This window comes from Epilithonimonas sp. (assembly GCF_032055105.1).
GTDB lineage: Bacteria > Bacteroidota > Bacteroidia > Flavobacteriales > Weeksellaceae > Epilithonimonas.
The window spans coordinates 37510-64148 of record NZ_DAMBRK010000017.1 but is presented as its reverse complement, the minus strand read 5'-3'; the positions used below and the strand labels follow the sequence as shown (position 1 = coordinate 64148).

25 protein-coding genes are annotated in these 26639 nt (G+C 33.3%); 9 read left to right on the top strand and 16 right to left on the bottom strand.

The window, feature by feature from the left end:
• Positions 1 to 41: 41 nt before the first annotated feature.
• The 6 genes from RTY06_RS13645 to RTY06_RS13620 form a co-directional block, all read right to left on the bottom strand.
• Positions 42 to 488: a GNAT family N-acetyltransferase gene (locus RTY06_RS13645; RefSeq protein WP_312825535.1), complete on the bottom strand. Its 447-nt coding sequence runs from the start codon at positions 486 to 488 to the stop codon at positions 42 to 44.
• Positions 485 to 982: a thermonuclease family protein gene (locus RTY06_RS13640; protein WP_312825534.1), complete on the bottom strand. Its 498-nt coding sequence runs from the start codon at positions 980 to 982 to the stop codon at positions 485 to 487. Before RTY06_RS13640 ends, RTY06_RS13645 begins: the two co-directional genes overlap by 4 nt.
• A gap of 4 nt (positions 983 to 986) precedes the next feature.
• Entirely contained in the window at positions 987 to 1580 is a 594-nt protein-coding gene (locus RTY06_RS13635) for a Crp/Fnr family transcriptional regulator (protein ID WP_312825533.1), read from the bottom strand.
• A 55-nt stretch (positions 1581 to 1635) separates the two neighbouring features.
• Positions 1636 to 2010 carry a bacillithiol system redox-active protein YtxJ gene (gene ytxJ, locus RTY06_RS13630; RefSeq protein WP_312825532.1) on the bottom strand — a complete coding sequence of 125 codons (375 nt, stop codon included), beginning with the start codon at positions 2008 to 2010 and terminating at the stop codon, positions 1636 to 1638.
• Positions 2011 to 2066: 56 nt separating this feature from the next.
• The gene (locus RTY06_RS13625; protein ID WP_312825531.1) at positions 2067 to 2759 is read right to left on the bottom strand and encodes a ZIP family metal transporter; all 693 of its coding nucleotides are present in this window, start codon (positions 2757 to 2759) and stop codon (positions 2067 to 2069) included.
• A 261-nt stretch (positions 2760 to 3020) separates the two neighbouring features.
• Entirely contained in the window at positions 3021 to 3746 is a 726-nt protein-coding gene (locus RTY06_RS13620; RefSeq protein WP_312825530.1) for a class I SAM-dependent methyltransferase, read from the bottom strand.
• Between the two features lie 110 nt (positions 3747 to 3856).
• Here RTY06_RS13620 and RTY06_RS13615 point away from each other — a divergent pair, with 110 nt between their 5' ends.
• From RTY06_RS13615 to RTY06_RS13605, 3 genes are all read left to right on the top strand, one after another.
• The gene (locus RTY06_RS13615; RefSeq protein ID WP_312825529.1) at positions 3857 to 5017 is read left to right on the top strand and encodes a class I SAM-dependent RNA methyltransferase; all 1161 of its coding nucleotides are present in this window, start codon (positions 3857 to 3859) and stop codon (positions 5015 to 5017) included.
• A 775-nt stretch (positions 5018 to 5792) separates the two neighbouring features.
• Positions 5793 to 6791: a glycosyltransferase gene (locus RTY06_RS13610; RefSeq protein WP_312825528.1), complete on the top strand. Its 999-nt coding sequence runs from the start codon at positions 5793 to 5795 to the stop codon at positions 6789 to 6791.
• Positions 6792 to 6874: 83 nt separating this feature from the next.
• Complete coding sequence (locus tag RTY06_RS13605) at positions 6875 to 8611, top strand: thiamine pyrophosphate-dependent enzyme (RefSeq protein WP_312825527.1); 1737 nt, start codon at positions 6875 to 6877, stop codon at positions 8609 to 8611.
• A gap of 58 nt (positions 8612 to 8669) precedes the next feature.
• Here RTY06_RS13605 and RTY06_RS13600 read toward each other — a convergent pair whose 3' ends face one another.
• From RTY06_RS13600 to RTY06_RS13575, 6 genes are all read right to left on the bottom strand, one after another.
• Complete coding sequence (locus tag RTY06_RS13600; protein WP_116036299.1) at positions 8670 to 8864, bottom strand: hypothetical protein; 195 nt, start codon at positions 8862 to 8864, stop codon at positions 8670 to 8672.
• A 14-nt stretch (positions 8865 to 8878) separates the two neighbouring features.
• On the bottom strand, positions 8879 to 9481 hold the full coding sequence (locus RTY06_RS13595) for a MarC family protein (protein ID WP_116036298.1): 603 nt from the start codon (positions 9479 to 9481) through the stop codon (positions 8879 to 8881).
• A 51-nt stretch (positions 9482 to 9532) separates the two neighbouring features.
• The gene (locus RTY06_RS13590) at positions 9533 to 11272 is read right to left on the bottom strand and encodes a BatD family protein (RefSeq protein WP_312825526.1); all 1740 of its coding nucleotides are present in this window, start codon (positions 11270 to 11272) and stop codon (positions 9533 to 9535) included.
• Positions 11273 to 12007 (bottom strand): tetratricopeptide repeat protein, encoded by a 735-nt coding sequence (locus RTY06_RS13585; protein ID WP_312825525.1) that lies wholly within the window; start codon positions 12005 to 12007, stop codon positions 11273 to 11275.
• 253 nt (positions 12008 to 12260) lie between these two features.
• Entirely contained in the window at positions 12261 to 13106 is an 846-nt protein-coding gene (locus RTY06_RS13580; protein WP_312825524.1) for an ABC transporter permease, read from the bottom strand.
• A complete protein-coding gene (locus tag RTY06_RS13575; RefSeq protein WP_312825523.1) occupies positions 13103 to 14002 on the bottom strand; it encodes an ABC transporter ATP-binding protein in 900 nt (299 codons plus the stop codon). The genes RTY06_RS13580 and RTY06_RS13575 overlap by 4 nt, the downstream gene beginning before the upstream one ends.
• A gap of 89 nt (positions 14003 to 14091) precedes the next feature.
• Between RTY06_RS13575 and RTY06_RS13570 the strand changes: the two genes are divergently transcribed.
• Positions 14092 to 15018: an AAA family ATPase gene (locus tag RTY06_RS13570; protein WP_312825522.1), complete on the top strand. Its 927-nt coding sequence runs from the start codon at positions 14092 to 14094 to the stop codon at positions 15016 to 15018.
• Between the two features lie 9 nt (positions 15019 to 15027).
• Positions 15028 to 15438: a hypothetical protein gene (locus RTY06_RS13565; protein WP_312825521.1), complete on the top strand. Its 411-nt coding sequence runs from the start codon at positions 15028 to 15030 to the stop codon at positions 15436 to 15438.
• 28 nt (positions 15439 to 15466) lie between these two features.
• Here RTY06_RS13565 and RTY06_RS13560 read toward each other — a convergent pair whose 3' ends face one another.
• Positions 15467 to 16396, bottom strand: a complete 930-nt coding sequence (locus RTY06_RS13560; protein WP_312825520.1) for an SPFH domain-containing protein — start codon at positions 16394 to 16396, stop codon at positions 15467 to 15469.
• 193 nt (positions 16397 to 16589) lie between these two features.
• On the opposite strand from RTY06_RS13560, the gene RTY06_RS13555 reads away from it, so the two are divergent.
• From RTY06_RS13555 to RTY06_RS13545, 3 genes are all read left to right on the top strand, one after another.
• Positions 16590 to 18239: a peptide-N-glycosidase F-related protein gene (locus tag RTY06_RS13555; protein WP_312825519.1), complete on the top strand. Its 1650-nt coding sequence runs from the start codon at positions 16590 to 16592 to the stop codon at positions 18237 to 18239.
• Between the two features lie 95 nt (positions 18240 to 18334).
• Positions 18335 to 18718 (top strand): tyrosine-protein phosphatase, encoded by a 384-nt coding sequence (locus RTY06_RS13550; RefSeq protein WP_312825518.1) that lies wholly within the window; start codon positions 18335 to 18337, stop codon positions 18716 to 18718.
• Positions 18719 to 18753: 35 nt separating this feature from the next.
• Entirely contained in the window at positions 18754 to 19191 is a 438-nt protein-coding gene (locus RTY06_RS13545; RefSeq protein ID WP_312825517.1) for a tyrosine-protein phosphatase, read from the top strand.
• A gap of 23 nt (positions 19192 to 19214) precedes the next feature.
• On the opposite strand, the gene RTY06_RS13540 is transcribed toward RTY06_RS13545, so the two are convergent.
• From RTY06_RS13540 to ccsA, 3 genes are all read right to left on the bottom strand, one after another.
• On the bottom strand, positions 19215 to 19391 hold the full coding sequence (locus tag RTY06_RS13540) for an Arc family DNA-binding protein (RefSeq protein WP_116036283.1): 177 nt from the start codon (positions 19389 to 19391) through the stop codon (positions 19215 to 19217).
• Positions 19392 to 19407: 16 nt separating this feature from the next.
• Positions 19408 to 20277, bottom strand: coding sequence for an SPFH domain-containing protein (locus RTY06_RS13535; protein WP_312825516.1), 870 nt, complete (start codon positions 20275 to 20277; stop codon positions 19408 to 19410).
• Between the two features lie 113 nt (positions 20278 to 20390).
• Complete coding sequence (ccsA, locus tag RTY06_RS13530) at positions 20391 to 23627, bottom strand: cytochrome c biogenesis protein CcsA (protein ID WP_312825515.1); 3237 nt, start codon at positions 23625 to 23627, stop codon at positions 20391 to 20393.
• Positions 23628 to 23947: 320 nt separating this feature from the next.
• On the opposite strand from ccsA, the gene RTY06_RS13525 reads away from it, so the two are divergent.
• Positions 23948 to 26428, top strand: a complete 2481-nt coding sequence (locus RTY06_RS13525; RefSeq protein WP_312825514.1) for a DNA translocase FtsK 4TM domain-containing protein — start codon at positions 23948 to 23950, stop codon at positions 26426 to 26428.
• Positions 26429 to 26639 lie beyond the last annotated feature (211 nt).

Below are 26639 nucleotides of genomic sequence, written 5' to 3'. Positions count from 1 at the left end.
AAAGAAAATTTACAAGATTTTTTATTTAAGATTAGATTTTATTAATTCTTAAGAATCATCAAACTCCTTTTATGATTTTGGAAACCATAATGTTCATAGAGTTTTTTAGCTTTTTCATTGTGGTTTTCGATTTCTAAAAAAACAACTTTAAAGTTATTCTTCACCGAATAATCTTTAACAAATTCCAAAGCTTTTTTACCAAGAGATTTTCCTTGGAATTCTGGCTTTATAAACAATTCGTCTAAAAATAAAATCTCGCCACCAAATTCAAAACTAAAATATTTAGCTAGAATAATATAACCTGCAATTTGACCTTCAAAAACAATTTTGAAACATTCTCCATAATTGTCATTATTAATAAATTTCACAAAATTATCCGTCGTGATTTCTTCATCAAACGGATAAAAGTCAATAGCATAGAAATCCTTCATCATTTGACACAAATCTGGAATATCGAAGATGTTTGCTTCTAAAATTTCGTGGTTCATTTTTTCTTTTTTTCTCGCCAAAGCCAAGGCGCAATCGGCTTTTTATCTTGCCAAAGTCCTACTCTATTTTTTTGAGCTTCGGTTTCTAATTTTGCATAATCGGAATCTTTGGAATATTTTTTATAATGCCAAGCCATTCCTTGTTTCAGCATTTGTTTATTCACATTTTGGCCTTTATCAGTGATGACGACTGCAATCAATCTTTTGTATCGGTCGTATTTTTCTGCTTTTATTGTGACCATTTTTCCAAAACAAAGATTTGACAAAGCTTGTTTGGCGTTGTTACCAAAGGGTTGCGTTCCTCTTTTCTCAGGAGAATCGATGTGAGCAAGACGGATTTTGATTGGCGTTTTCTTGTAAAGAATTTCCATCGTATCGCCGTCCATTATTCCAATGACTATAGCAGAAAATGTTTTATGACTGAGGTTTTCTTTTAATTGACTTTGTCCGAAACTGAAAATTAAAAAGAGAATTAATAATAAAAATCTATTCAAAATATTAAATTTCAAATTTCTTCTTCGCCAATTCTTTTCTTACGCGACTCAAACTTTCTGGTGTAATTCCCAGATAAGATGCAACCATCCATTGTGGCGCTCTCAACATCAGGTTTGGATATTTTCTAAGGAACTCAAGGTATCGTTCTTCTGCGGTTGTACTAATCAGCGCATTCACACGATTTTGAAGATTTTTGATGTGATTGAACATTAGTCGTTGATTTTTTTCAGCAACTTCCGGATATTCTTTGGAAAGATGTTCAAAAAAACCTTCTTTTATAATGACAATCGTACTTTCTTCTATAGCTTCTATATAAAACCTAGATTTCTCATTCAGTAATTGGCTGGTTGTATCAGAAATAATCCAACCCTCGAGCGCAAACTGTATAACGTGTTCTTTCCCAGCTTTGTCAATAGAATACATCCTTAGCAATCCTTTTTCCACAAAGAATGTAGAATCAGAAACTTCTCCTTCCCTTAATATAATTTCGTTTTTTTTAACTTCTTTCACTTCATAAAAAGAGGTGCAAAAATCCAAATTATCAATAGGAACGCCTAATATCTGAGATAAGTGATTGCGAAAATTCTGCTGAATCATAAATGCTTTTAAATGTTATATAACAGAAATTAAATGTCTAATTTCTTCACTTTACTTATACCGTTTCCAAGTCGATATTCTGATGAGAAGCATTTTTAACAGCTTTCCCATTTTCCAAAACGATTAATTGTGGACTCTGATGAACAACATCAAACCGAGACTCTATTTCATTAGATATTGGTCGATTGGCTAACAAATCTAAGAAATAATAAGCATAATCTTTATCAGAATCCTGCATTTGTTTCTCAAAATTCTTCAAGACAGTTTTGCTTATAAAACAACGTGTTGAATGTTTGAAAATCAAGACTTTTTGTTGTGAAGATCTCTCAATAGCAGAGTCTAAATCCTTTTCGGATTCAATCTTTTTCCAAAGACTTTTCGTCTGGTCCTGCTCTTCTTTTTTACCAAATAATTGATTTAAAAATCCCATAAAATCGATTTGAGTAAAATTATGATTTTCCTATTGAAGTAAAAAATATTTTTTAATTAATGATGATGAAAAAGATGTCCGCCTAAAGCCAATGCAATTCCACAAACAACAAGAATAATTTTTGTCCAATCCATTTTGTGATTCTTGTTGCTTTCGAAAATAATAACCGATGAAATATGAAGAAAAATCCCACCAACTACAGCTAAGAAATAAACTTTCAGATTCTCATCGAAATATTTTCCAAGTAACATTCCTAAAGGTGAAGCTAAGGCAAAAACCATAACAATCAACCAAAATTTAGTAGAGAAATTTCTGCTGTGAGCCAAGAAACTTCCCAATACAAAGGAAATCGGAATGTTATGAAACAAGATTCCCAAAAGATAAGGTGACAAAGTCTCTTTCTCGTGCGATAAAGGAATTCCTTCTATAAAAGCGTGAACAAAAAGTCCAATAATCAATGCGACAGGAATGATAGAATGTTCGTCGGAATGATGATGAAGATGTCCGTGTTCAAAACCTTTTGTCAAACTTTCCAACAACATCTGAATCAAAACACCGAGAATCACAAAAATCCCAATATTATGGTCTTCGGAATGATAGACTTCCGGAAAAACCTCGTTCAAGCAAATCGTTATCAGAAAACCTGCACTTAGAATAAGAAGATTTTTGGCGAATTGTTGTTTGCTCCCAAAATATTTTCCGAGAAAAACACCAATCAGAACACTTAATATCAGTAGAAGTATAATCATTTTAAATAAGAGATACTAAACAAATTAGAACAATAATTAGATTTATAATTAAAAGTACGAGATGAATTTTATAATTCAATTTTTTTTAAAAAAAAAGACTCTTTTTAAAGAATATTAAAACCACACTCAAAATCAATAATAAACTTGAAATTACAAATTGTGGCGGTGGTGTATGACTATCAAAATGTCCAAATCCAATTGCTGAAATAATTGATAATAAAGTCAGAATTAAAAAAATAACATTATAAATCATTTATTAAATTATTTCTTTTTGAAAAGATTAATACAACGTTGAGAATTCTTTTCATCAAAATCATTCAGTTGATAATCCCCCCAACGCTTAATGAGTTCAAAACCGAATTCTTCTGCAAAGTTCAGAATTTTCTCCGGAGAAGACAGTTTTACACGCTCAAAATAATGATGTTTTTTATCATCCGCTTCAAAATCGATTTCCTTCATAATATACTCGCCTTCAATATGTTTTTTGATATTGAAAACGATATTTTCTCTTTCGATAGAAGCTGTAGGCGTAATCATTTTTCTGACATATTCTGCATTCAAGAAATCGAGAACAAAATAACCATCATTCTTCAAAACATCAGAAACAGAACGGAAAACACTTTTGTCTTCTTCTTCCGTTTCAAAATATCCAAAGCTTGTGAAGAGATTGAAAACCGCATCAACAGGCTCATTCTCAATCTTATTTCTCATATCGTGAACTCGAAAGTTCAACGATTCAGATTCGAATTGTTTATCATAATTGATACTTTGTGCCGACAAATCCAAGCCAAGAACATCATAACCCAATTTATTAAGATATATCGAATGTCTGCCTTTTCCGCAAGCCAAATCAATTATTTTGGAGTTTTTTTCTAGTTTCAGAAAATCAGTCAAAAGATTCAAAAAATCTTCTGCTTCTTTGTAATCGTGATTTTTGTAGAGAATATGATAATATGGTGTATCAAACCATTCTTCGAACCATTGCATTCTACAAAATTAAGAAAAAAGATGCGAGACGTATAGATTATAGACAATAGATTTTAAAGGATTTTCATTTGTCTTTTATCTATCATCCAATAATCTATTATCTTTGCGCTATGAATACAGATAATCTGCAAATACAAATCAAAACTTTCTTTGGACTAGAACAGGTTTTGGCTGAGGAAGTTAAGAAATTAGGAGGAAAAAACGTTGAAGTTAAAAACCGTGCGGTCACTTGTGAAGGCGACCTTGGTTTTCTTTATAAACTTAACTATTCTTGCAGAACAGCCGTTAAAATCTTGGTTCCGATTATGGAATTCAAGGCTTACAACGAAACTAAATATTACGATAAGTTATTCAAATTTGAATGGGACCAGTTTTTGGAAAAACATCAGACTTTTTCGATTGATGCAACGGTGAATTCTGAGAGATTCAATCATTCTCAGTTTATGACTTTGAAAATGAAAGACGCCATTGTGGATTATTTTCAAGAAAAATATAAAGTAAGACCGAGCGTCAACAAAGATAATCCGGATATCAAATTCCATCTTCATATTGATAGAGAACTGGTTTCGATTTCTCTTGACAGCTCTGGCGATCCGCTTTTTAAACGTGGCTATAGAAAGGAACAAACGGTTGCGCCAATCAACGAAGTTCTTGCAAGCGGAATGCTACAATTGGCAGGCTGGGACGGAAAAGGCAATTTCCTAGACCCTATGTGTGGTTCTGGAACATTATTGATTGAAGCGGCGATGATTGCAATGGATTTGCCAGCTCAGACTTTCAGAAGATATTTTGCTTTTCAGAATTGGAAAAATTATGATTCAGAATTATTCAAAACGATCAAAGAAGTTCGACTGAATCGTGTGAAGGAATTCACTGGGAAAATAGTTGGTTACGACATCGATTCTGAAGCTTTGAACGTTGCTCACAACAATGTTGAATCTGCTGAAATGGAAGATATTATTACGCTTAGACATAAAAATTTCTTTGATTCTGAGAAAGATATGTTTCCTTTACTAATGGTTTTCAACCCGCCTTATGATGAGAGAATCACGATTAATGATGATGATTTCTACAAAAAAATCGGTGATACTTTCAAACAACACTACCCTAATACTCTAGCTTGGTTGATTTCTGCTGACTTAGATGCGCCTAAGAAAATCGGCCTCAGACCTTCTAGAAAAATCAAGTTATTCAATGGAAAATTAGAAACGAGATTTTTGCAGTATGAGATGTATGATGGAACAAAGAAAGTTCATAAAATCAAGGAATGATTTGGGATATTATTGATATGATTCTTAGATTTTTTGATCTTTTTCCAAATGGAAATGGAAAGAAGAAAGATAAAGAAGCAAGAGAACATTTCAAAAATTTGAAATGAAAATCATTTTCGTTCAGAAAAATCCAGATTTTCTCGTTTAGCAAATTCTACAGCAATTACAACAATTTGGTTTTGTTCTTCATCTAGAAAATAATGTAGATGATAGGGAAATTGTTTCAAAAGATGCATCCTAATGTCTTGATAAATTATATCATTCACATTAGGATTTTCTGTGATAAATATTTTTGCTTCCTTGATACTTTCTAAAAATTGTTTTGCAAGATTGGCACTGATATTTTTATAATAATCTCTTACTCTTTTGACATCAACTTTAGCAAGTTAGGTTATTACTATTTTATATTTTTTCATAAATCGTTTTCCAGATCATCGATGAATTGATCAAAATCGGTTGCGTTTTCAGGATTTTTTAAATAGTCAGCTTTTCTCTCGTTGAGAAGATTTTGAGTTTCTTTTGAGATTTGAAATTGATCACCAGAAGGAAGAATAATTACTTCTACCCTTTTCGCCTTAAAATCTTCTGGAAGTGTGATTTAGAAAGAATTATCTTTCACATCTACAAACTGTCTGATAGCATCCATAATCAATAATTTCTAAAACGAATTTACAAAATAATAGATTAATTCGGTCATTATTGTTAAAACTTCTTGTCTTCTTTTCAGAATCAATCCTTTTTCAATACTTTTGAAAATCATTATCAAACTACCAAATTGAATCCAACAATTTCCATCATCATAGCCATTTTCAACAGAAAAGACGAACTGTTTGAACTTCTTAATTCATTATCTCATCAGACTGATAAAGATTTTGAAGTCATTATTGTGGATGACGGTTCTAAAATTAATCTGCTTCCGACTGTGGAAACTTTTGAAAATCTGTTAGATATTCAGTTTTTTAGAAAAGATAATTCAGGTCCTGGATTGAGCCGAAATTACGGCGCAAAACGAGCAAAAAATGATTGGCTGGTTTTTGTAGATTCGGACGTGATTGTTGAAACAGATTATATCGAAAATATTAAGAAAAATCTGACAGAAAATCCAGCAGATGCTTTTGGTGGAGCTGACAAAGCACACAAAGGTTTTAATCTGATGCAAAAGGCAATCTCCTACTCTATGACTTCGGTTTTCACAACTGGCGGAATTCGTGGAAATAAAAATGCAGTGACGAAATTCCAACCGAGAAGTTTCAATATGGGAGTCAACAAAGAAACTTTCCTGAAAGTTGGTGGTTTCTCAGAAATGAGAATTGGTGAAGACCCAGATTTGTCGATGACGCTTTGGGAAAATGGATTTACAACAAGTTTCTATGATAATATCGGAGTTTATCACAAACGCAGAACAGACTTTGGAAAATTCTCGAAACAGGTTTATCAATTTGGTTGTGCGCGACCGATTCTCAACCAAAGACATCCGAAATATGTAAAACCGACATTTTGGTTTCCGAGCTTATTTTTGTTGGGATATTTAGTAGGAATTATTCATTATTTCGTTTGGGGAAATGGTTTGTTACTTTTTCTATATGGATTTTATACTTTTTTAGTTTTCTGCCACGCCTTGATTTTGACAAAAAATATCAGCATCGCTTCAATGGCTGTGATTTCAACTTACATTCAAATGTTTTCTTACGGTTACGGTTTTCTGAAGTCTTGGTTCAAGCTCAATATTCTGAAACAAACGCCAAGAGAAGCTTTTCCGAAGCATTTTCATTGATTTAATTAACATTTAGTTATTAGTTTCAAATAGTTACTTGGAATATTTTTTGTAAATTTTGATTTAATCAAAATCATAAAACTATGGCAAAAAATATTGCAGATCAATTTGTTGAAATCCTTGTAAAAACAGGAGTTAAACGTATATACGCTGTCACTGGAGACAGCCTTAATTTTTTAAATGATGCTATAAAACGTGAAGGTTCTATCAAATGGATTCACGTAAGACACGAAGAAGTAGGAGCATTTGCAGCGGCGGCGGAAGCTGAATTAGAAGGATTAGCTGTTTGTGCCGGAAGCTCCGGACCAGGCCACGTCCACCTAATCAACGGTTTGTATGAAGCTAACAGAGGAAATGTTCCAGTTCTTGCAATAGCATCTACATGTGAAAGTTCGGAATTTGGAACATCTTATTTTCAAGAAACTAATACCATCAAATTATTTGACGATTGTTCTGTTTATAATCAAGTTGCCAATACACCAGAGCAAGCTCCAAGAATGTTACAAGCTGCTCTACAACACGCTATTTCTCAAAAAGGTGTTTCTGTTGTGGGCGTTCCTGGTGATCTCTTCGAAGCTAAATCAGAAAAAAATATAAGTTCCGATCTCGTATTCAAAACAAATCCAAGAATCATTCCTTCTGAAGAAGAAACCAATTGGATTGCAGATCATCTTAATTCAGGAAAAAAAGTAGCCATTTATTGTGGAATTGGAGCTTCTGAAGCTCATACAGAAGTTATTGCTATTGCAGAAAAGCTGAAAGCGCCGGTTGGATATTCTTTCCGTGGAAAAATGGGTATTCAGTACAATAATCCTTATGAAGTAGGAATGACAGGTCTTTTAGGTTTACCATCTGCTTTCAAAGCAATGCATGAAGCTGATGTAATTCTACTCCTTGGAACAGATTTCCCTTATGTGAAATTTATGCCTGTTAACAAAGTCATTATTCAGATTGATGACAAGCCAGAACGCTTGGGAAGACGAGCCCAATTGACAAGAGGATTTGCAGGAAAAATCAAAGATTCATTAATCAATCTTTTGCCATTAATTAAAATCAATGAGAACCGAGATTTCCTTGATAAGCAATTAGAATTTTATCAAAAAGTAAAAAATAACCTACGATCTTACGTTGAAGACAAAGGTAAAGAAAACCATATCTCTCCAGAATTTGTTGCAGAAACAATCAATCTAAAAGCTAATAAAGATACCATTTTTACAGTAGATACAGGGATGTGCTGTGTTTGGGGAGCAAGATATCTGGAAGCAACTGGTGAGAGAAAACTTTTAGGATCTTTCAGTCACGGTACTATGGCGAATGCAATGCCAATGGCAATTGGAGCACAATTATCCAATCCGGACAAACAAGTAATCGCACTCTGTGGCGATGGCGGACTTTCTATGCTATTAGGAGATATCGCAACAATCAAACAATACAATCTTCCCATCAAAATTATAGTTTTCAACAACCGCTCATTGGGTATGGTAAAATTGGAAATGGAAGTGAACGGAATTCCTGATAATGAAACCGATATGGTGAATCCTGATTTCGGGTTATTAGCTCAAGCTTTTGGTATCAAAGGAATCAATGTTACAGATCCTGAAAAAGTGGAAACAGCAATACAAGATGCTTTAAATATTGATGGTCCTGTTTTGGTTAATGTTTTCACGGATCCTAATGCTTTGGCAATGCCTCCAAAAGTTGGCTGGGAGCAGATGAAAGGAATGGGTGTCGCGATGACAAGGATGATGCTAGATGGTAATTTCAAAGAAGTAGCTGATACGATTAGTAGTAATTATAAACATATCAAAGAAGTTTTGTAATATCAAAACCCGCTTATAAAATAACAAAAAACGCTTCAGAAATCTGAAGCGTTTTTTGTTATTTTCTCTCTGCCAATTTGCTCCAAGTATGGAGAATGTAAACGACAATAATTCCTAAAATCGCTGACGAAATGGAGAATATGAATTTGGTATTTTCATCATCAAGAAATCCTGAACGCCAATCGATAGCGTAGAAATTGATTCCAATAAAGATGATGAATAGAACCAAAAATACTTTATAAAACGTCTTCATTTTTCATTTAATATTTAAAAGTGAATATAATTTTGAAACAGTTGTGCAAAGTTAGCGGTAAATAATTTAATAGAGATAGCTAAAAGAATAATTCCGAAAACTTTTTGCAAAACTTGTAAAGAACCTTCTCCCATTTTTCTTTCTATCCAAGGTGCAATCTTCAAAACAAGATATACAAACATTGTGTTGAGAATGATTCCGCAAATGATATTAATATCGTGATATTCTGCTCTTAGTGATAATGTAGTTGTCAAAGTTCCTGCTCCTGCAATTAGAGGAAACGCAATCGGAACAATAGAAGCTGCTTGTGGTTGATTGGTCTTATGAATCTCTATACCCAAAATCATTTCTATCGCAATAATAAAAATCACGAAAGCACCTGCAATCGCAAAAGAATTAACATCTACTCCAATAAACTTTAGGATTTTATCTCCAATAAAAAGAAAAGCAATCATCAATAGCCCAGCTACAATTGCAGCTTTCTCGGATTCGATTTTTCCGAATTTTTGACGAAGGGAAACAATTATGGGAACCGAACCCAAAATGTCGATTACAGCAAACAAAACCATAAAAGCCGTCATTGTTTCTTTGATTGAAAACTCTTCTAAAAATTCCATAAACTCGATTTTAAAGATTTCGCAAAAATATAAAATATTTTTGACAATTTCTTAAAGTATCTTATAAACATCTTCTATTTCGTTCAATATTTCAGTTTGTTTTTCTTTGGAAGAATATGGAGAGTACTTTTCGATATTGGTTTTTGCTATTAATTGATTATACTTCTCAAGTTCACTCAATCCAAAATTATTTCTTAGATAATCGGAAAAAGTAGAAGAATAATGAGCTAAACAATACTCATCGGCATCAGTTTTCAACTCTTCAAAAGCTTTGAAAAATTCGGAAGGTTGACTTTCGTTTATTTTTTTATTCAGATAATTGAAATAAGAATCCGCTTCAAATTTCTTTTTATTTCTCAAAAGAGCTTCAGTTTCTTCTATATTCACAATTGGTTGAGCAGAAGTAGTTTTCTTTTCAAGAAGAAGCTTCTTTTTGTCTTTGATTTTCTTGTTGAAATAAAGAAATAAAAATGCACCAATTCCTACAATGGAAAGGTTTCCAAAAATAACAAACCAGCGGATATCTTTATGTTCTTTTACTTTCAGTTTTTCTGTACTTATAACAGGAGAGTCTACTTTCTCCAAAACATTATTAGTATAATCATTTACTTTCTGCAAAGTCGTTTTTGCATTAGCAATATCTTGAGCATTAAGCGCTTTGAGTGTCAAAAATTTGGAACCTACTTCAACATATTTTTCTTCTTTTGGATCAAAGTAAGAAAAGCTTTTCGTAGCAATTTTCAAATCGCCTCGTTTTTTGGGAATAATAATGTATTGTGCTTCCACTTCTCCTTCAATGCCTTTGGTTGTCGGAACAGAATTGTTCAAAATTTTAGGCTCAAAGATTTCATAATCAGGAGAAGGTAAAATTTTCGGAACAATTGAAGGTGAAAGATTGCCACAACCTGATACTTTCACAGAAATATTAAAAGCTTTGTTAATTTCAAGATTTTCTTTGCTTTTATCAGTCATTTCAATTTTAACATTGTACTTCCCCACCGCATCTTTAAAATTGTCAGGAGCGCCTTCTGGTAATTTTTTAACATTAAGTTTTACCTTATTGGAAACCAAACTATTTTTATGGTTCGTAAAAGGCACTTCCACAGGAGGAACATCCATAACCCCAGCTACTTTTGGTACAATTACAAACATCCCGATAATCTGCGAAGAATAGTTATTCTCAGAATCCTCTATTGACTCATCAAAGTTAGCAATTGAACGAATCGTAAGGTTTCTTACAGGCTCAAATTTGGCAGGTTCTAGATTTCTGAAATTTGAAATATTTCTTGAAAAAGCTTTTAAAATAACTACTGCCGGTTCGTCCATATAAACCTCTTTTTCCTCCACCTGCATGCTCAAGTACATACTTTTCGCAGGATTATTAGCAACTGCAAGAGGTTTTTTCTCTGCTTCTTTTACAAAAATATCGAAAGGTTCTGTTTTGTATATCTTACCATTAACTCTTACCAGAGCAGAACCAATTTTAATATTTCCAGTTTGTTTTGGCACCAATGCAAATTGATAAGCCATTTGATTGATTCTAATCTTTTTTACAGGGTCAATCAACGTGTTCTGCTCAGATCCATAATCGGAATTGAATTTAGAGAGATCCGGCATTTTCACAGGAGTTTCCTGAACTAAGTCTTCACCAAAAATCTCCAAAACTACTGTAAACAAAATTGGAGTATTTACTTTGGCTTCTGTTGTATTAAGCTCAGAATAAAAATTAACCTGAGCAAGGGAAAACACCGATGCTAATGTGAATAATATGTATAAATTTTTTCTTATCATTTACCAATCTTTTTCGTTGCTTTGTGGCATCGAATTGGCTTTTTTGTTTAAAATTTTTCTTGCAGTTTCTTTTTCACGATTTTCTATATCTCGCAAAATCATTTTTTCTGCTTCTTCCGGGATTTTATTTTCCTTTTTCTTAGGCTGATTCGGTTTTCCTTGGTCATTTCCTTTTTGATTGTCACCTTTACCGTCCTGCTGTTCTTTTTTCTGGCTACCTTTCTCAGAATCATCTTTGTTTTTCTGATCTTGATCACCACCTTTTCCTTTGTTCTGTTTTTGTTTCTGCTTATCCTTTTTCTCTTTGTCTTTCAGCATAGCAATCTCATAATTTTTTCGGATTGCTTCGTTATAAGGATCTTGCTTCAAAGCTTTTTTATACAATTCAGCTGCTTTATCAGGATGATTAAATTGCATCTGCACATTACCTTGATTATAAATTGCTGCTGCTTTTTCGTATTTGCTTTTCGTCAACTTTGTAGCTTTTTCATATTCTGCAGTTGCCTCTTCGTACTTTTTGCTTTTGAACAAAGCATTTCCGAGATTATAATGCGCTGTGTAGTTTCCGTTTTTTTCAGCTATGGCTTCCAGATATTTACTAGAAGAAGCCTCATATTCTTTGGCATCAAATTTTTTATTACCTTCATAAACCAAAGCATTATAACTCTTCTGCGCCATTAAAATTTGCGAAGAGAAAAGCATACAGAATACAGTAATAATAAATCTAAAATCCATTAATACAAAATTATCCGTTTTATTGTTAAAATCAACAGTTTAAAAGTTAAAATTGGGTTAAAAAACCCTATAAAACAAGGAAATACTGTAGATAAAAATCTACAGTATGAATAACAAAAAACCACCAAAAATCATTTTGATGGCTAGATTCACAGACTAATCTTTGATATTATATAAATTACAAAAAACCTTAATTAAATTAACTTAAATCATTACTAACAAACAACTTGAACTACTTAATCAAAAGCAATTTCTACCAATCTTTTTTCTTTAGAATCCAATAACTCCCTGCTATAAAAATAATTGACCAAATAATACAAGCAATTACACTTCCCCAAGGATATTCAAATTTGAATTGCATTCCTAACAATTGCGCCATATTTGTTCTCACTAATGGATTTGGAATCAGATTCGACATACTTTCCAGAGGCAAATAATCTGTGTAATATGTTGTTGAATTAAGTGCTTGAGCTCTTTGCAACTCCGTAACATTATGTTGAATACTAAATGAGTCAATAAAAATCAAGATTTTCTCCGCAAACCAAAACATAAAGAATCCAAGAAATACAAAAATCGATTTTCTGAAAAGAATAGACAGAAACATCAAGAATGAAAAGAAACTAAACAACTTCAAAAAGTAATTGAATACAAAATAGATTTCTTTAAAAATCAAATCACTTTCTTGAGTCGAAGAATAACTTTTGCCTAGAATAAAAGCTAGAACAAAAACAATCAACGTAGAAAAACCAGTAAAAACCAAGATTGTCAAAAGTTTTGAAAAAATAAATTCTTCTCTACTCAGTCCATCAATTAGATTCTGCTTGAACATTCTATTGCTAAATTCCTGACATATAGAGAAAACAATAATACAACCAAGGAAAATTTTTAACAATCCCACAATATAAGTGGTGAAATTCCAAACTCCGGGAAAATTATACATTCCCTGCTCTTTCAAGTTTACTTTATTTCCGAAAATATCAAAATCTATCAGACCAATGAAAAGCAATGCAATCAAAACGATGAAATACAATCCGGCAAAAACCTTAAAAGGTCTGTAATTTAGATATTTAAGGTATTCTAATTTTAATAATCTTATCATGAGTTGGATTGTTTTACAAGTTCTAGGAATTGAGTTTCAAGGCTCTCTTTTTTCTTCTGAAGATGAGACAAAGAAATTCCTTTTTCGAATAGTTTTTTATTAAGTTCTGATGCAGAAATATCATTAGAAATTTGAGCAATAATAAGATTATCTCGTTCTTTTACAGAAGAGAAAATCCCGAAAGATTCTAAAGCAGAAACAAGCTCAGAAAGATTATCCGCTTTCAGTTCAAAGAATCCTTTTGTATTACTCATTGCATCCACAGAACCTGAATAAATTGCATTTCCCTGTTTCAAAACGATAACGTGGGAACAGATTTTCTCGATCTCGTCCAAAAGATGGCTCGCCACAATAATCGTAGTTCCTGATTTTGCAATCGAATTGATAATATCTCTGATTTGAATAATTCCTTCCGGGTCGAGTCCGTTTGTAGGCTCATCCAGAATCAAAACCTCAGGATTCGCAAGCAAAGCTGAAGCAATTGCCAAACGTTGCTTCATCCCCAAAGAATAAGTTCGGAAAGCATCTTTTTTCCTTGAAATCAGATTGACAACTTCTAGAACTTCATCAATTCTATTTTTAGAAACGCCTTTGATTTCAGCAACGATTTCAAGATTCTTTTCCGCACTCAGATAAGGATAGAAATTCGGTTGCTCGATAATTGCGCCGATTTTTTTGAGTGTATTTGTATCAGTTCCTTCTTTTCCAAACCACTTCCAGCTACCGGAAGTTGGATTGATTGTAGAAAGTAACATCCCGAAAGTGGTAGATTTTCCGCTTCCATTTGGTCCGAGAAGACCATAAACATTACCTTTTTCTACATCGAAGGAAATATTATTAACCGCAATGTGTTTAAACTTTTTGGTCAAATTTTTTACTTCCAGAATTTTTTCCATAAAAGATATTTATATACAAGTCTGATTCTTTACTTGATTGTTACTTTGATTTGTACAGTTTTTGTTTAAATTCATAAAAACATTTTAAAATGATTCAAAATATCACAGAATTTTCTAAAAAACTAGACGTTTCCGAAGAAAGCATCAAACAATTTATTCAGGATTTTAATTTGGAAATTTCTGATTGTCTTTCTCCGAATCTCAATATTACCCAAATTTTTGAAAAATTCGCTACAGAAAATCAAGAATTTTTGAAAAAATATGATGAAGATTTAAATAGTGAAAAAACAACTGATGATATTTCAAAAAAAATCAATCAACCCAAAGAAAAAGTTGAAGAAATCATTCAAAATCAATTTCCTAATATTTACGACAACGGAATTTATAAATCATCGATATCAACTTTTAATATAGATAATCAACTCGGTGGAAATTATCAGTTTGTTTATAATTATTTCGGAGATAAAACAGAACTCAAACAAAGGGATTTCATTGGTTATAGAGATTTGTTTTTCTACATTTCTGATATGTTGGAACCTTTTCTTAATCCGAAACAATCGGAGAATTGGGGAATACAGAAAGCTGTAGGAATTGTAGTTTATGGACCTCCGGGAAGTGGAAAAATATTCTGGGCAAAAAAAATTGCTGAAATGATTGATTTTGATTTTTTTGAAATTCGAAAATCTCAGTTGAAATCAATTTTAATTAATGATAAACAATCCAACTTCGAAGAATATCTTTCCCAAATGCTCAAAAAAGAAAAGACGATTCTGTTTCTTGAAAATTTTGATGAAATAATGATGCAAAGACAGGAAAATCAAATCATCAATACAGATTATGAAGACGTCAAAGAAAGTACGCTTCATAACATCGAAAAGTTTGAAAAAGAAAACATACTGATGATTGGTTCAGCAAAAGAACTGATTGGAATAGAATCCGAGATTTTGGCTCCGGGAAGATTTGATGTTTTGATTCCTGTTTTCCCTCCAAATAAGCAAGAACGAGCAGAAATGTAGCTTTTCAATATGAAAAAGAACCTCAATGAGAATGCAACTTTACTTAAAATATTAAAAAACAACAAAGCTGATGAAATCCCTTTTTGGAAAGAAACCGCTGAAAAAATGAAGGTATTTTCCAATACAATGCTTGTCGATTTCACACAAAGTCTCAAAAAGCGAATCCGAAGTCTTTATTTGAAAAACAAAACAGAAAACATCCAAATCAGCCACGGAATTTTGGAAGCCTGTTTAAGAGAATCCGCATCTAAATTAACCGAAGAATATCTCAATAATGTTCAGGAATTTTTATCTGAAGCTAAAGATAATTCTTATGATCGTTTTGCAGGAAGAATAGAAGATTTGAAGCAAGAACTCGAAGCTTACAAAGCGAAAGAAGAACCAGTAAGAACAATTGGATTCAATATTAACGATGAATAAAAAAAGCCTGAATAATTAGGCTTTCGTTTTATAAAAATTTTGGATTTTGTCGGTTCGGTTTTGGACTGTCAACGTTATCAATTTGTTTTGAAACCGCCATTGCTGCAACCAAATCATTCAACATAGAACTTGCTGCTGTTGGTGTATTAGGCAACAAAACAAGATTTGAACGATTGTTCGCACCAATGGATTGCAACGTATCATAATGCTGTGTCACAACAATAAGAGCTGATGCTTCGTGCGGTTCTATCTGAACACTGTTCAACATTTTCACAGATTCTTCCAGACCTTTCGCAATTTCTCGTCTTTGGTCTGCAATCCCTTGTCCTTGTAGTTTTTTGGATTCAGCTTCAGCTTTTGCAACCGCAACGATTCTGATTCTTTGTGCTTCAGATTCGTATTCTGCGGCTGTTTTTTCACGTTCAGCAGCATTGATTCTGTTCATTGCGTGTTTTACTTGTTCATCTGGATCAATATCAGTTACCAAAGCTTTGATTATATCATAACCATAACTATTCATCGCTTCCTGAAGTTCACCTTTTACAGCAACTGCAATGTCATCTTTTCTAACAAAAACATCATCCAGTTTCATTTTCGGGACTTCTGCTCTTACCACATCAAAAACAAATGATGTAATCTGTGCTTCCGGATTTTCCAATCTGTAATAAGCGTCTCCAACTTGAGTTCTGATGACCTGATACTGAACAGAAACTTTCATTTTGATAAAAACGTTATCCAAAGTTTTTGTATCAATCATTACATCCAACTGTTGGATTCTCAGATTCATTCTTTTGGAAATCTGATCAATAAAAGGAATTTTAAGATGTAATCCTGCGTGTCTCACGGAGTGGAATTTCCCCAAACGTTCAACAATCGCAGCAGTTTCCTGTTTGACAGTAAAGAAAGAAGCGAATAATGTAATCAGTCCAAAAAAGACGATAATCAATATAAATATCATAGTGTTCAATTTTTCTTAAAGATAGCTTTTTCTGAGGAGAAGTACAAGTTTAAATTTAACATTGAAGACTTGCAACTGATATTATTAAAACATCAACATAATCAATAAAAACAAAAATTAAACCCATAAAAATAATTAACCAAAAGCCATTATTGATAAAGATTTTCTAAATTTGTTATAATAATAATCTAATATGAAGAAAAAACTACTATTTGCTTTTGCAGGACTTGCGATAGCAACATTTTTTAAAGCTCAAAATGTATCAGTTTTCAATGATGTTCCTTTTTACAGTATGTATCATTATCTAGGAGAAGGGCAAACAATGCCACCAGAAGCCTATTCTCAAATTCCAGCAGGTGCAATACGTTTACATGCTTATGAACAAGATATCATTTCCAGAAAATTAACAGATACAGAAATTGCATCCATTGGAAGCAGCGTAAAAATGAATATTGTTTTGACAGCCGCCTGTGATAATTATGATAGACTTGCAGGTGTTAACTTAGTTTTAGTTCCAAAAGGAAGCACAACTTATACTTTTGACCAGGCTGATATTAAACGTATCGAGGTTGGACGTTTTATCACACCTTTCATGAATAAAAATGCTACAATAAAGCAAGTTCCTTATAGTTATCAGGTAGATAATATATCCAATATTTTACACGATACAGCCTTATCATCGATTTATGATTTTTGGATTGAGTTTCGCGCAGACGGTTATTCCGCAGCAGCTAACACCCAAGTTGCAGGTTGCGCAGATAGAACAGATGTTTTCCGTGGGAATTTAGAATTTGTTACAAGTGGAACTGTTAATCCAACACAAAACTTCTTATTACCTTTATCTTATCGTCAAAACTTAAACAATTACAATGCTACTGATGTTCCGGGAGAAACAACAAGATTGGTAACATTTACATTAGATCAAGCAGTTCCAAATGCTTCTTTACATTTAATCACTTCCAATCATGGTTCCAATTCTGGAGGCGAAGAGTATGTAAAAAGAATTCATAATGTTTATCTTGATGATCAATTAGTAAGTCAATATATGCCAGGCGGCAAAAACTGTGAAGATTACAGACAGTACAACACCCAAGGAAATGGAATCTACGGATCGACAGCAAAAACCTTAAGAGGTTGGATCTCTTGGAACAACTGGTGTCCTGGTGATGTAATCCCAAACCGCGAGGTTAATCTTGGAAACTTATCCGCTGGCACACACACTATCAAAATAGATGTTCCAGATGCCGTTTTTGCAGCACAACAAGGTTACTTTCCTATATCAATGTATATTCAGAATCAAAAGAACGGCGATGTAATATGTGCTGCTCCTTATGATTTTAAAATAGCAAGCCAAGTAAGTACAAAAGTTGACCTTGAATGGAAAGAATCTGGATCATCCAACCAATGGCAAACACTTTGGGGAAGGAAAAACATTTTCGCCGCATCGGGTCAAGAAACTTATCGCGATATTGAAAACGAACCCAAAGATTCTCGTAGCGATCTAAATTTGAACTGGTTTTATGAAACCTATGTAAAATCAAAATGTGCCGATGACAAAAGTAGTGTTTGGTATGGTCCCCTTTACACAAGTCAAATCAAATTGGGAACCGATGAAGTCAATACAAAAAAGTCTTCTGTCTATCCTAATCCAGTAAAAAATTTTATCAATATTAGCTCCACAGCGAAAGTGAATAAAGTTTCTGTTTATAATGTTGATGGTAAAATTTTGTTAGAAGACTCCTCTACCAAAATTAATCTTTCAAAGTTACAGTCAGGAGTTTACCTTGTAAAAATTGATTTCACTGACGGTAAATCAGAAACACAAAAGATTATCAAACAATAATCATTGTTTTAAAATATTGTATTCAAAATCCTGCAATCATGCAGGATTTTTTATGTCAAACCAAAATATTTAATTTTGATAAACGTTTATTAATAATGAAACATTTCGTTTTTCTATTTTTTATCTCTCTCATTTCTTGTAAGAGTTATACTTCGCAAGCAGATTTCTCCACTTATTCTAACAAAAATCAAGTTGAAATAAAAAAGATTAATAACTTCCGATATTTAGGGGGAATTAAAAATACTGAAGGAAAAATACTAAAAGACAGCTTAATTTACAGAAGCGGAAATCTTCATGAACTTAAAAAATCCTCTTTTGATGAATTTGAAAAACTGAAAATCAATAAAGTCATTGATCTGAGAACAAAAGAAGAAATCAATAAAGCACCAGATCAACTTCCAACTAACATCATTTATGAAAATCATCCTGCTTTTGAAGATGAAAATGGAGAGTTAAAGGATGCAAAAAACAAGTTCTGAAAGGACAATTCCATAAAGCGGATGCAGATAAGAGAATGACCGAATTCTACAAAGATTACGTTTCAGAAAATCCCGAAGTGATCAAGAAAATAATTACTGAAATTTTAGATTCGGAGCAACCGATTCTTTATCATTGTACTGCGGGTAAAGACAGAACAGGAATGATAACAGCATTGATTTTAAAAATTTTAAAGTTCGATAATGTTGTAATTTTTGAAGAATACCTTCAATCTAATAATCTCCGTCAATCTATCATTCAAAAAAGATTGAACCTTGCTAATAACTTACATTTTATTTATCCTAAATTAGATATTGGTGTTTTAGAAAAAACAGGTTGGATAGAACGGAATTATCTTCAATCTGCCTTTGACGAGATTGATGAAAAATATGGTTCCACGGACAATTACATTCATCAAGTTTTGGGAATTTCGGAAGAGAAAAGAGAGATTTACATTAAAAAATTTTTACAATAAAAAAAGCAATCCAATTGGACTGCTTATTTTTTATCTGTTGACTTGTTATCTGTTTTATTTTTTTTCCTCCCTGAATTGATTAGGCTTTGATTAATAATATATTCCAACTGCCCATTCACACTTCGGAATTCATCCGAAGCCCATTTCTCCAATAATTTATACATATCATCATCCAATCGTAAAACAAAACTCTTCTTCATCAATACTCAATTTTGATTAATTATAAAGTGTTCCCGCATTCAAGATTGGCTGAGCAGCTTTTTCACCACATAGAACCACCATTAGATTACTTACCATTGCTGCTTTTCTTTCGTCATCTAGCTCTACAATATTTTCCGCAGACAATTTCTTCAAAGCCATATCAACCATTCCCACGGCACCTTCAACAATTTTTGCTCTTGCTGCAACAATCGCTGTTGCTTGTTGTCTTTGCAACATTGCTCCGGCAATTTCCGATGCATAAGCCAAATGGCTGATTCTTGCTTCTTGAACAATAATTCCTGCTGTGGAAAGTCTATTTGTTAATTCTTTTTCTAGAATATGATTAACATTATCGCCACCATCACGCAATGTGATTTCCGCTTTTTCATCTTCCAAATTATCATAAGGAAAACTCACCGCCAAATGTCGAACAGCCGCTTCACTTTGTATTCTCACATATTCCATATATCGTTCTACATCAAATGCAGCTTTGTAAGTATCACCAACTTTCCAAACGATAACAGCCCCGATTTCTATAGGATTTCCCATTTTATCATTCACTTTCAATGTTTGTCCTTGAAGGTTTTCTGAACGAAGACTCATTCTCTGCGTTGAATATAAAGGATTAATAAAAAATAAACCATTAGCTTTTACAGTTCCAACATATTTACCAAAAAAGCTAAGAACTCTAGAATGATTTGGCTGAATAATCATCAAACCTTTCAAAAAGAAGATAAATGCAACAAAAGAAAGAACTCCAAAAATCACCGAAATAGGATTATTGTTACTAGCTCCGCTGATAACAAGATATATTCCCAATACAAAAAGAATAAGGCTAATTACTAATGCTAAGAAGCCAGACAAAGGTTTTACAATTTTTTCCATAGTATTTAATTTGATATTAATTTGATATCATAAATATACTATTTATTTTAATACAAAAAATAAAAAAACCGAACTTATTAAAAGTCCGGTTAATTAATTTTATCTAACCAAGTTTAAGGCTCTACTTGTGTTCTTTTCTCCTGTTTTTCGTTCAGTTTTTTATATTTAAACCAAGCGACTATAGACAATGCTAACATATAACCAATACTGATGTAAACCCAAAGTGGCAATGGAATTGGGTCTCCTTTTGCGTAAGAGTGCAATCCTGACAAATAGTAATTAACTCCAAAATAAGTCATTACCATTGAGCAGAACGCAAACATCGTCACCACGTGGAAAGTATATCTACCTCTCAATCCCGGAACTAATCTCATATGGATTACAAAAGCATAAATCATAATCGAGATAAAAGCCCAAGTTTCTTTCGGGTCCCAGCTCCAATAACGTCCCCAAGATTCATTCGCCCAGATTCCTCCTAAGAAGTTTCCGATGGTTAAGGCTAATAATCCGATATTAAGAGACATTTCACTTACAATGGCTAATTCCTTTAATGTTGTATCGTTATGTCTTTTGAAAGCCTCTTTGTTGGAAATTACATAGAAAATTAATGAAATCATTGCAATCAACATTGACAATGAGAAGAATCCATAACTCGAAGTAATAATCGCAACGTGAACAACCAACCAATAAGATTTAAGAACCGGAACTAATGGTGTAATCTGTGGATCCAACGCAGAACCACCGTGAGCAAATCCCATCATAATTACCGCAACCAAGAATCCGGCAGCGGGAATCAAAGTATTGGAGTTTCTGTACAAGGCATATCCAGCAGAAATCCCAACCCAAGAGATGAAAATAATTGCTTCATAACCATTACTCCACGGCGCGTGACCAGAGATATACCATCTTCCCACCAATCCTAAGAAATGGAAAATGTAACCAATCGCACCAATGTAAATCAATGTTTTGATAATGATGTTAATAATTTTATTAGGTTTAAACAATTGTACAAAACCTAAAATCAACAACAAACCTCCAATAATCGTATAGAAAATCAACAGTTTGAAGTTGATATCTAATTTATTCATCAAGACTTCAATTTTAACTTTGGTTTCAGAAGGTACTACATTCTTACCCCATTTTTGTTGATACTCCTCTACTTTTTTCAGTTCCGCATCCGCTTTCGCCCAACTTCCGCCTTGTGTTGCCAAAAGTACACTTGATAAATATGGTCCTAAAACAACCTGTGCATTTTCATCAGCTTCAAAATTTGGAGTCATTACAGAACTCCAAGTGTGATTCGGGTCATTTTTTACAGGAACAGTTCGGAAATATTGGTAAGACATAATCCCATTCAACACTTGAACTTTGTCATTTAATTTAATAACAGCTTCGTCATATCTTGTTCTTTCAGACGCTTTTTTACGGAAAGCATCATCATAATCATCTTCCAAAACAAAACGTAGATTTCCGTTTTTATCAGCCGGGAATAATTTAATCAAACTTGTATAACCTTCGTCCGTAGCTTTTGTTTTAGCTCTAAGGTCTTTTCCAACTTTACCAGCAGTTTCAATTTTAATGATATTCACCTGAGCCCAAAACATTGGGTCAATCGTAGCTGCCAAAAACCATTGGTTCGCATCCAAATCCTGGAATTTGGAACGTAAAGTCAATTTATGTAAAATATCAAGCGCCTGTGTGTTGGCAGGAACAATACGCCCTTCATAATTTTGAACCAATAAAGAACCGAATTTATCCGCGTGTTCTTTATTGATTGTAATATTCTTCACCATCTCGTCCGCATCCAAAACCATTGGATTTTTATTCGGAGAAGCTGGCTTTGCTTCGGTAGAATGAGAATGACCTTCGTGACTTCCGTCTGTTCCGTGCATATCAATTTCCTGAGCATTAAGCCCGAAACTTAATAAAATCAAAAGAACAGCTGTTGCTTTTTTCTTACTGATGGTTTTCAACATTTGATTCAAGCTCCAGAATCTAGAACCTTTCCAGAACATCGTCACAAACATTCCTAAAAACAAGAATGCATAACCAATATAACTAATCAAAGTTCCCCAGAAATCGTGATTCACAGAAAGAACTGTTCCTTTTCTGTCCGGGTCAAAACTCGCTTGGAAGAATCTATAACCTTTATAATTAAGAACGTGGTTCATATAAATATTGTAAGGCGTTTCTTTTCCTTCATCCACAATTCTAACGTGAGATTCGTAAGCTGACGGCGAAGAACTCCCCGGATAAGTTTCCATTACAAATTTTTCCAATTTAAGTGCAAAAGGCTGTGTGAAATAAATTTTCGGTCCAAAACCTAGCATTATATCAAGACCATCCACTTTGATTTGTTTATAATTATTCGGATTTCCTTTTTCTACTATAAGGTCAACAATTTGTTTTGATTTTGGTCCTGCCACTTCTACTTTCAGCATATCAGGAACATCTTTATCTTTTTGCTTGTCACCTTCGTAAGCCATCAATTTTCCACGTTTTGTTCCTTCCGGAATTACTAATTTCAATTGGTCAATTGTATAAAGACTTCTCAAAACCAAAGGCTGGAATTCATCTTTCTTAGTTGTTCCAGTTGCCTGAGTTGCCATCGTCATATAAGCTGCGTCAGTTGGAGTTTTGATGTAAAGTTGTCCGTCTTTTTTCTGGAATTCAACAGCGCCTTCGATAGCAGTTCTATTATAACTTACCAAAGTTCCATTGATATTCTGAACCTCGCCTTCGCCTAAATAAATATTCTGACGACCGCCCATATCGCTTGTAGAAACTAAATGAAGAAATTCTTTCCCATTATTATCAACAGTCAAACTATCTTTTTTTCTTTGAATATATTCCAAAGCTTTCACGACAATTTTCTCTTTTCCAAGGAAATCATAAGTAGCTTGAAAATCGTGATGAAGAGGCGACATCAAGTAAGGAACATCGTGATAATTCTGCTGTTCTCCTTTTTCTTCAATTTTGATTTTAAAGAAATGTTTGTCAGTTACAATCTCATTATTAGTTTCTCCTTCACGGATGTGCATTGTTCCTTCGAAACTAATATAACGAGTGATTGCTCCACCTATGAAAATCAGAATAAACGCCAAGTGAAAAACCAAAATCGGCCATTTTTCTCTTTTCCAAAGTCTATATCTTCCAATGTTTCCAATGAAGTTTAAAATCAATAAAAACATAATGGCTTCAAACCATTTAGCTTCATAAATCAATGCTTTTGCAGTAGGTGTTCCGTAATCGTTTTCGATAAAAGTTGCAACTGCCATAGAAATTGCGAAAGCCAGAAGCAAAACTGCCATCGTTCGCGTAGAAATGAGAATATCCTGAATCTTTTTCATAAGTTAGATATCTAATATTTTATTTGTCAGAGTCATCGCTCGGGCATTATTTACGGGCTTTGTAAATGGCGATTTTTATCTGAAAATTTAGAATCCACAAAAATAAGGATGATAAACCAGAAAGGCATCAAAAAAAACTGTTTTTTGTCATTGTTGAAAGGTGAAAACGTTATTTTGAAACGTTCTTAATAAGCCTTTTCAAACTGATAATTAGAGTGCTAAAAATTCATATAATTTTAAGAAAAATTAAAAATAACTCTCAACAATATATATGACTAATAAAAAACATTAAATTTGCATCTATTGACCTTTTTTTGAAAATGAACAACGAACAAAATACGACCTCAAACTCAAGCAAAATCATCTCAAAGCCAAGGATAATTTCGGGCGTTACGCTCATCATATTATCCATTGTTTTGACACTTTCTTTCGTCTCTTATCTGATGAACTGGAAAGCGGACCAAAGCCAAGCCGGAACAATGACTGACAAAACTGTACAATCTTCCAATCTTTTTGGGAAAATCGGTGATTGGCTGGGTAATCTTTTTATTTTTGAAAGTATTGGTGTAGCAGCGTTTGTTGTGGCATTTTTGTGTTTTGTTTTTGGAACCTTGGTTTTTAAGAAGAATTATTTCAAACCTTGGAAAACCATTTCGCACAGTTTGTTTTTCATTTGCTGGACTCCAATTTTCTTTGGTGCAGTTACTAATGGTGAAGGCGTTCTTGGCGGCGTTTATGGTTATCAGATTATGGATTATCTCAAATCTTACATCGGTTCTGTCGGACTTTGGCTGGTACTTTTAGTAAGTTTCACTTTATATTTTGTTTTGGAATTTAATCTAAGACCAAGTTCTATCAAAAATAAACTGAATGACATTAATGATAATACATTCGGGAAATTGAAAAGTCTAATGCCTGATTCTGAAGAAGAATTCGAAGCAGATGAGGAACTGGAAAAAGAAATTGTTCCAGAGAATATTTCTGTTAATACAAATCCTGTTAAAACTGACAATGATTTCAGTAATATTAAGGTCACTCAGGATTTTGAGCCCATCAAAACTCCAAATCAAACAAGCTTTAAAGAAGATATCAAAGAAACGATTAAAGAATCTGTTCCAGAACCAATTGTTTTGTCTTCTACTCCATCGGAACCTCAAAAACCGATTTTATCAACTCCACTTCCAAAAGTTGAAGATGATTTTTCCTTCAATGTGGAAATCAAAAAAGATGAAGATTTTGAAGTTGCGACACCTGAAAATAAATCTGACGATTTAGTTAGCAAACACGGTTTATATGACCACAAATTGGATTTAGCAAAATTCCAGATGCCTTCTGTTGAATTACTGAAAGATTATGGAAACGAGGAAATCACTATTAATAAAGACGAACTTGAAGAAAATAAAAACAGAATTGTTGGTTTATTAAAAACTTTCAACGTAGGAATTTCTGAAATTAAAGCTACGATTGGTCCAACAGTTACACTTTACGAAATTGTACCCGAAGCAGGAATCCGAGTTGCGGCGATTAAAAAATTACAAGACGATATTGCGTTAAATCTTTCCGCACTTGGAATCAGAATCATTGCACCAATGCCAGGAAAAGGAACAATTGGAATCGAGGTTCCAAGAAAAAATCCGACAATGGTTTCGATGCGTTCGGTTGTTGCTTCTCCAAAATTTCAATCTGCTGATATGGATTTACCAATCGTTTTTGGTAGAACAATTTCTAATGAAGTTTTCGTAGCAGATTTAGCCAAAATGCCTCACTTATTAATGGCCGGAGCAACTGGACAAGGTAAATCGGTTGGTATTAATGCAATTCTGACTTCATTAATTTACAAAAAGCATCCAAGCGAATTGAAATTCGTAATGGTTGACCCGAAGAAAGTAGAATTGTCACTTTATTCAAAAATTGAAAGACATTATTTGGCAAAACTACCTGATACGGAAGATGCAATCATTACAGATAATGCAAAAGTAATCAACACACTGAATTCGCTTTGTATAGAGATGGATGACCGTTACGAATTGCTAAAAAATGCGTTCTGTAAAAACATCAAAGAATACAATGCGAAGTTTGCTCAAAGAAAACTGAATCCAGAAAATGGACACAGATATTTGCCTTACATTGTTCTAGTTGTGGACGAATTTGCAGACCTTATTATGACTGCAGGAAAAGAAGTGGAACATCCGATTGCACGTTTAGCGCAGTTAGCGAGAGCCATTGGAATCCATTTAATCGTTGCAACTCAAAGACCTTCCGTTAACGTAATTACCGGTATGATTAAAGCCAACTTCCCTGCGAGAGTTGCTTTCCGTGTAATTTCCGGAGTAGATTCCAAAACTATTTTGGATTCGCCTGGAGCGGAACAATTGGTTGGAAAGGGAGATATGCTTTATTTCAACGGAAATGATTTGACTCGTTTACAATGTGCATTTGTAGATACGCCGGAAGTGGAAAGAATTGCAGAATTTGTCGGTGAGCAAAAAGGTTATTCTGACGCTTATCTTCTACCAGAATATTCCGGAGAAGATGCAACTTCAACAGTTGGTGCTTTTGACCCGAATGAGAAGGATGCTTTGTTTGAAGAAGGCGCAAGAATCGTGGTTTCTACACAACAGGGTTCAACATCAATGTTACAAAGACAACTGAAATTAGGATACAACAGAGCCGGAAGGATTATGGATCAATTAGAAGCTGCTGGTGTTGTTGGAGGTTTCAATGGTGCGAAAGCGAGAGAAGTTTTGATTTCTGATTTGAATTCGCTTGAGAGATTGTTGGATGAGTTGAAAGGAAGGTAATTTTAAGAATTTAATATAACTAAAGCGCTAAATATTTTTTTAGTGCTTTTTTATTTGATATTGTTTTATTTCGGATATTTGATTTCATTCTAATCAATAAAAAGTATGATATTAAAAAAAATATATGTATTAATCTTTTCAACATATTTATTTTTGTTATCGCACAAGATAAAAGCTTTAGACCAACTTATGTTTTTAAAGGAAATTTAAA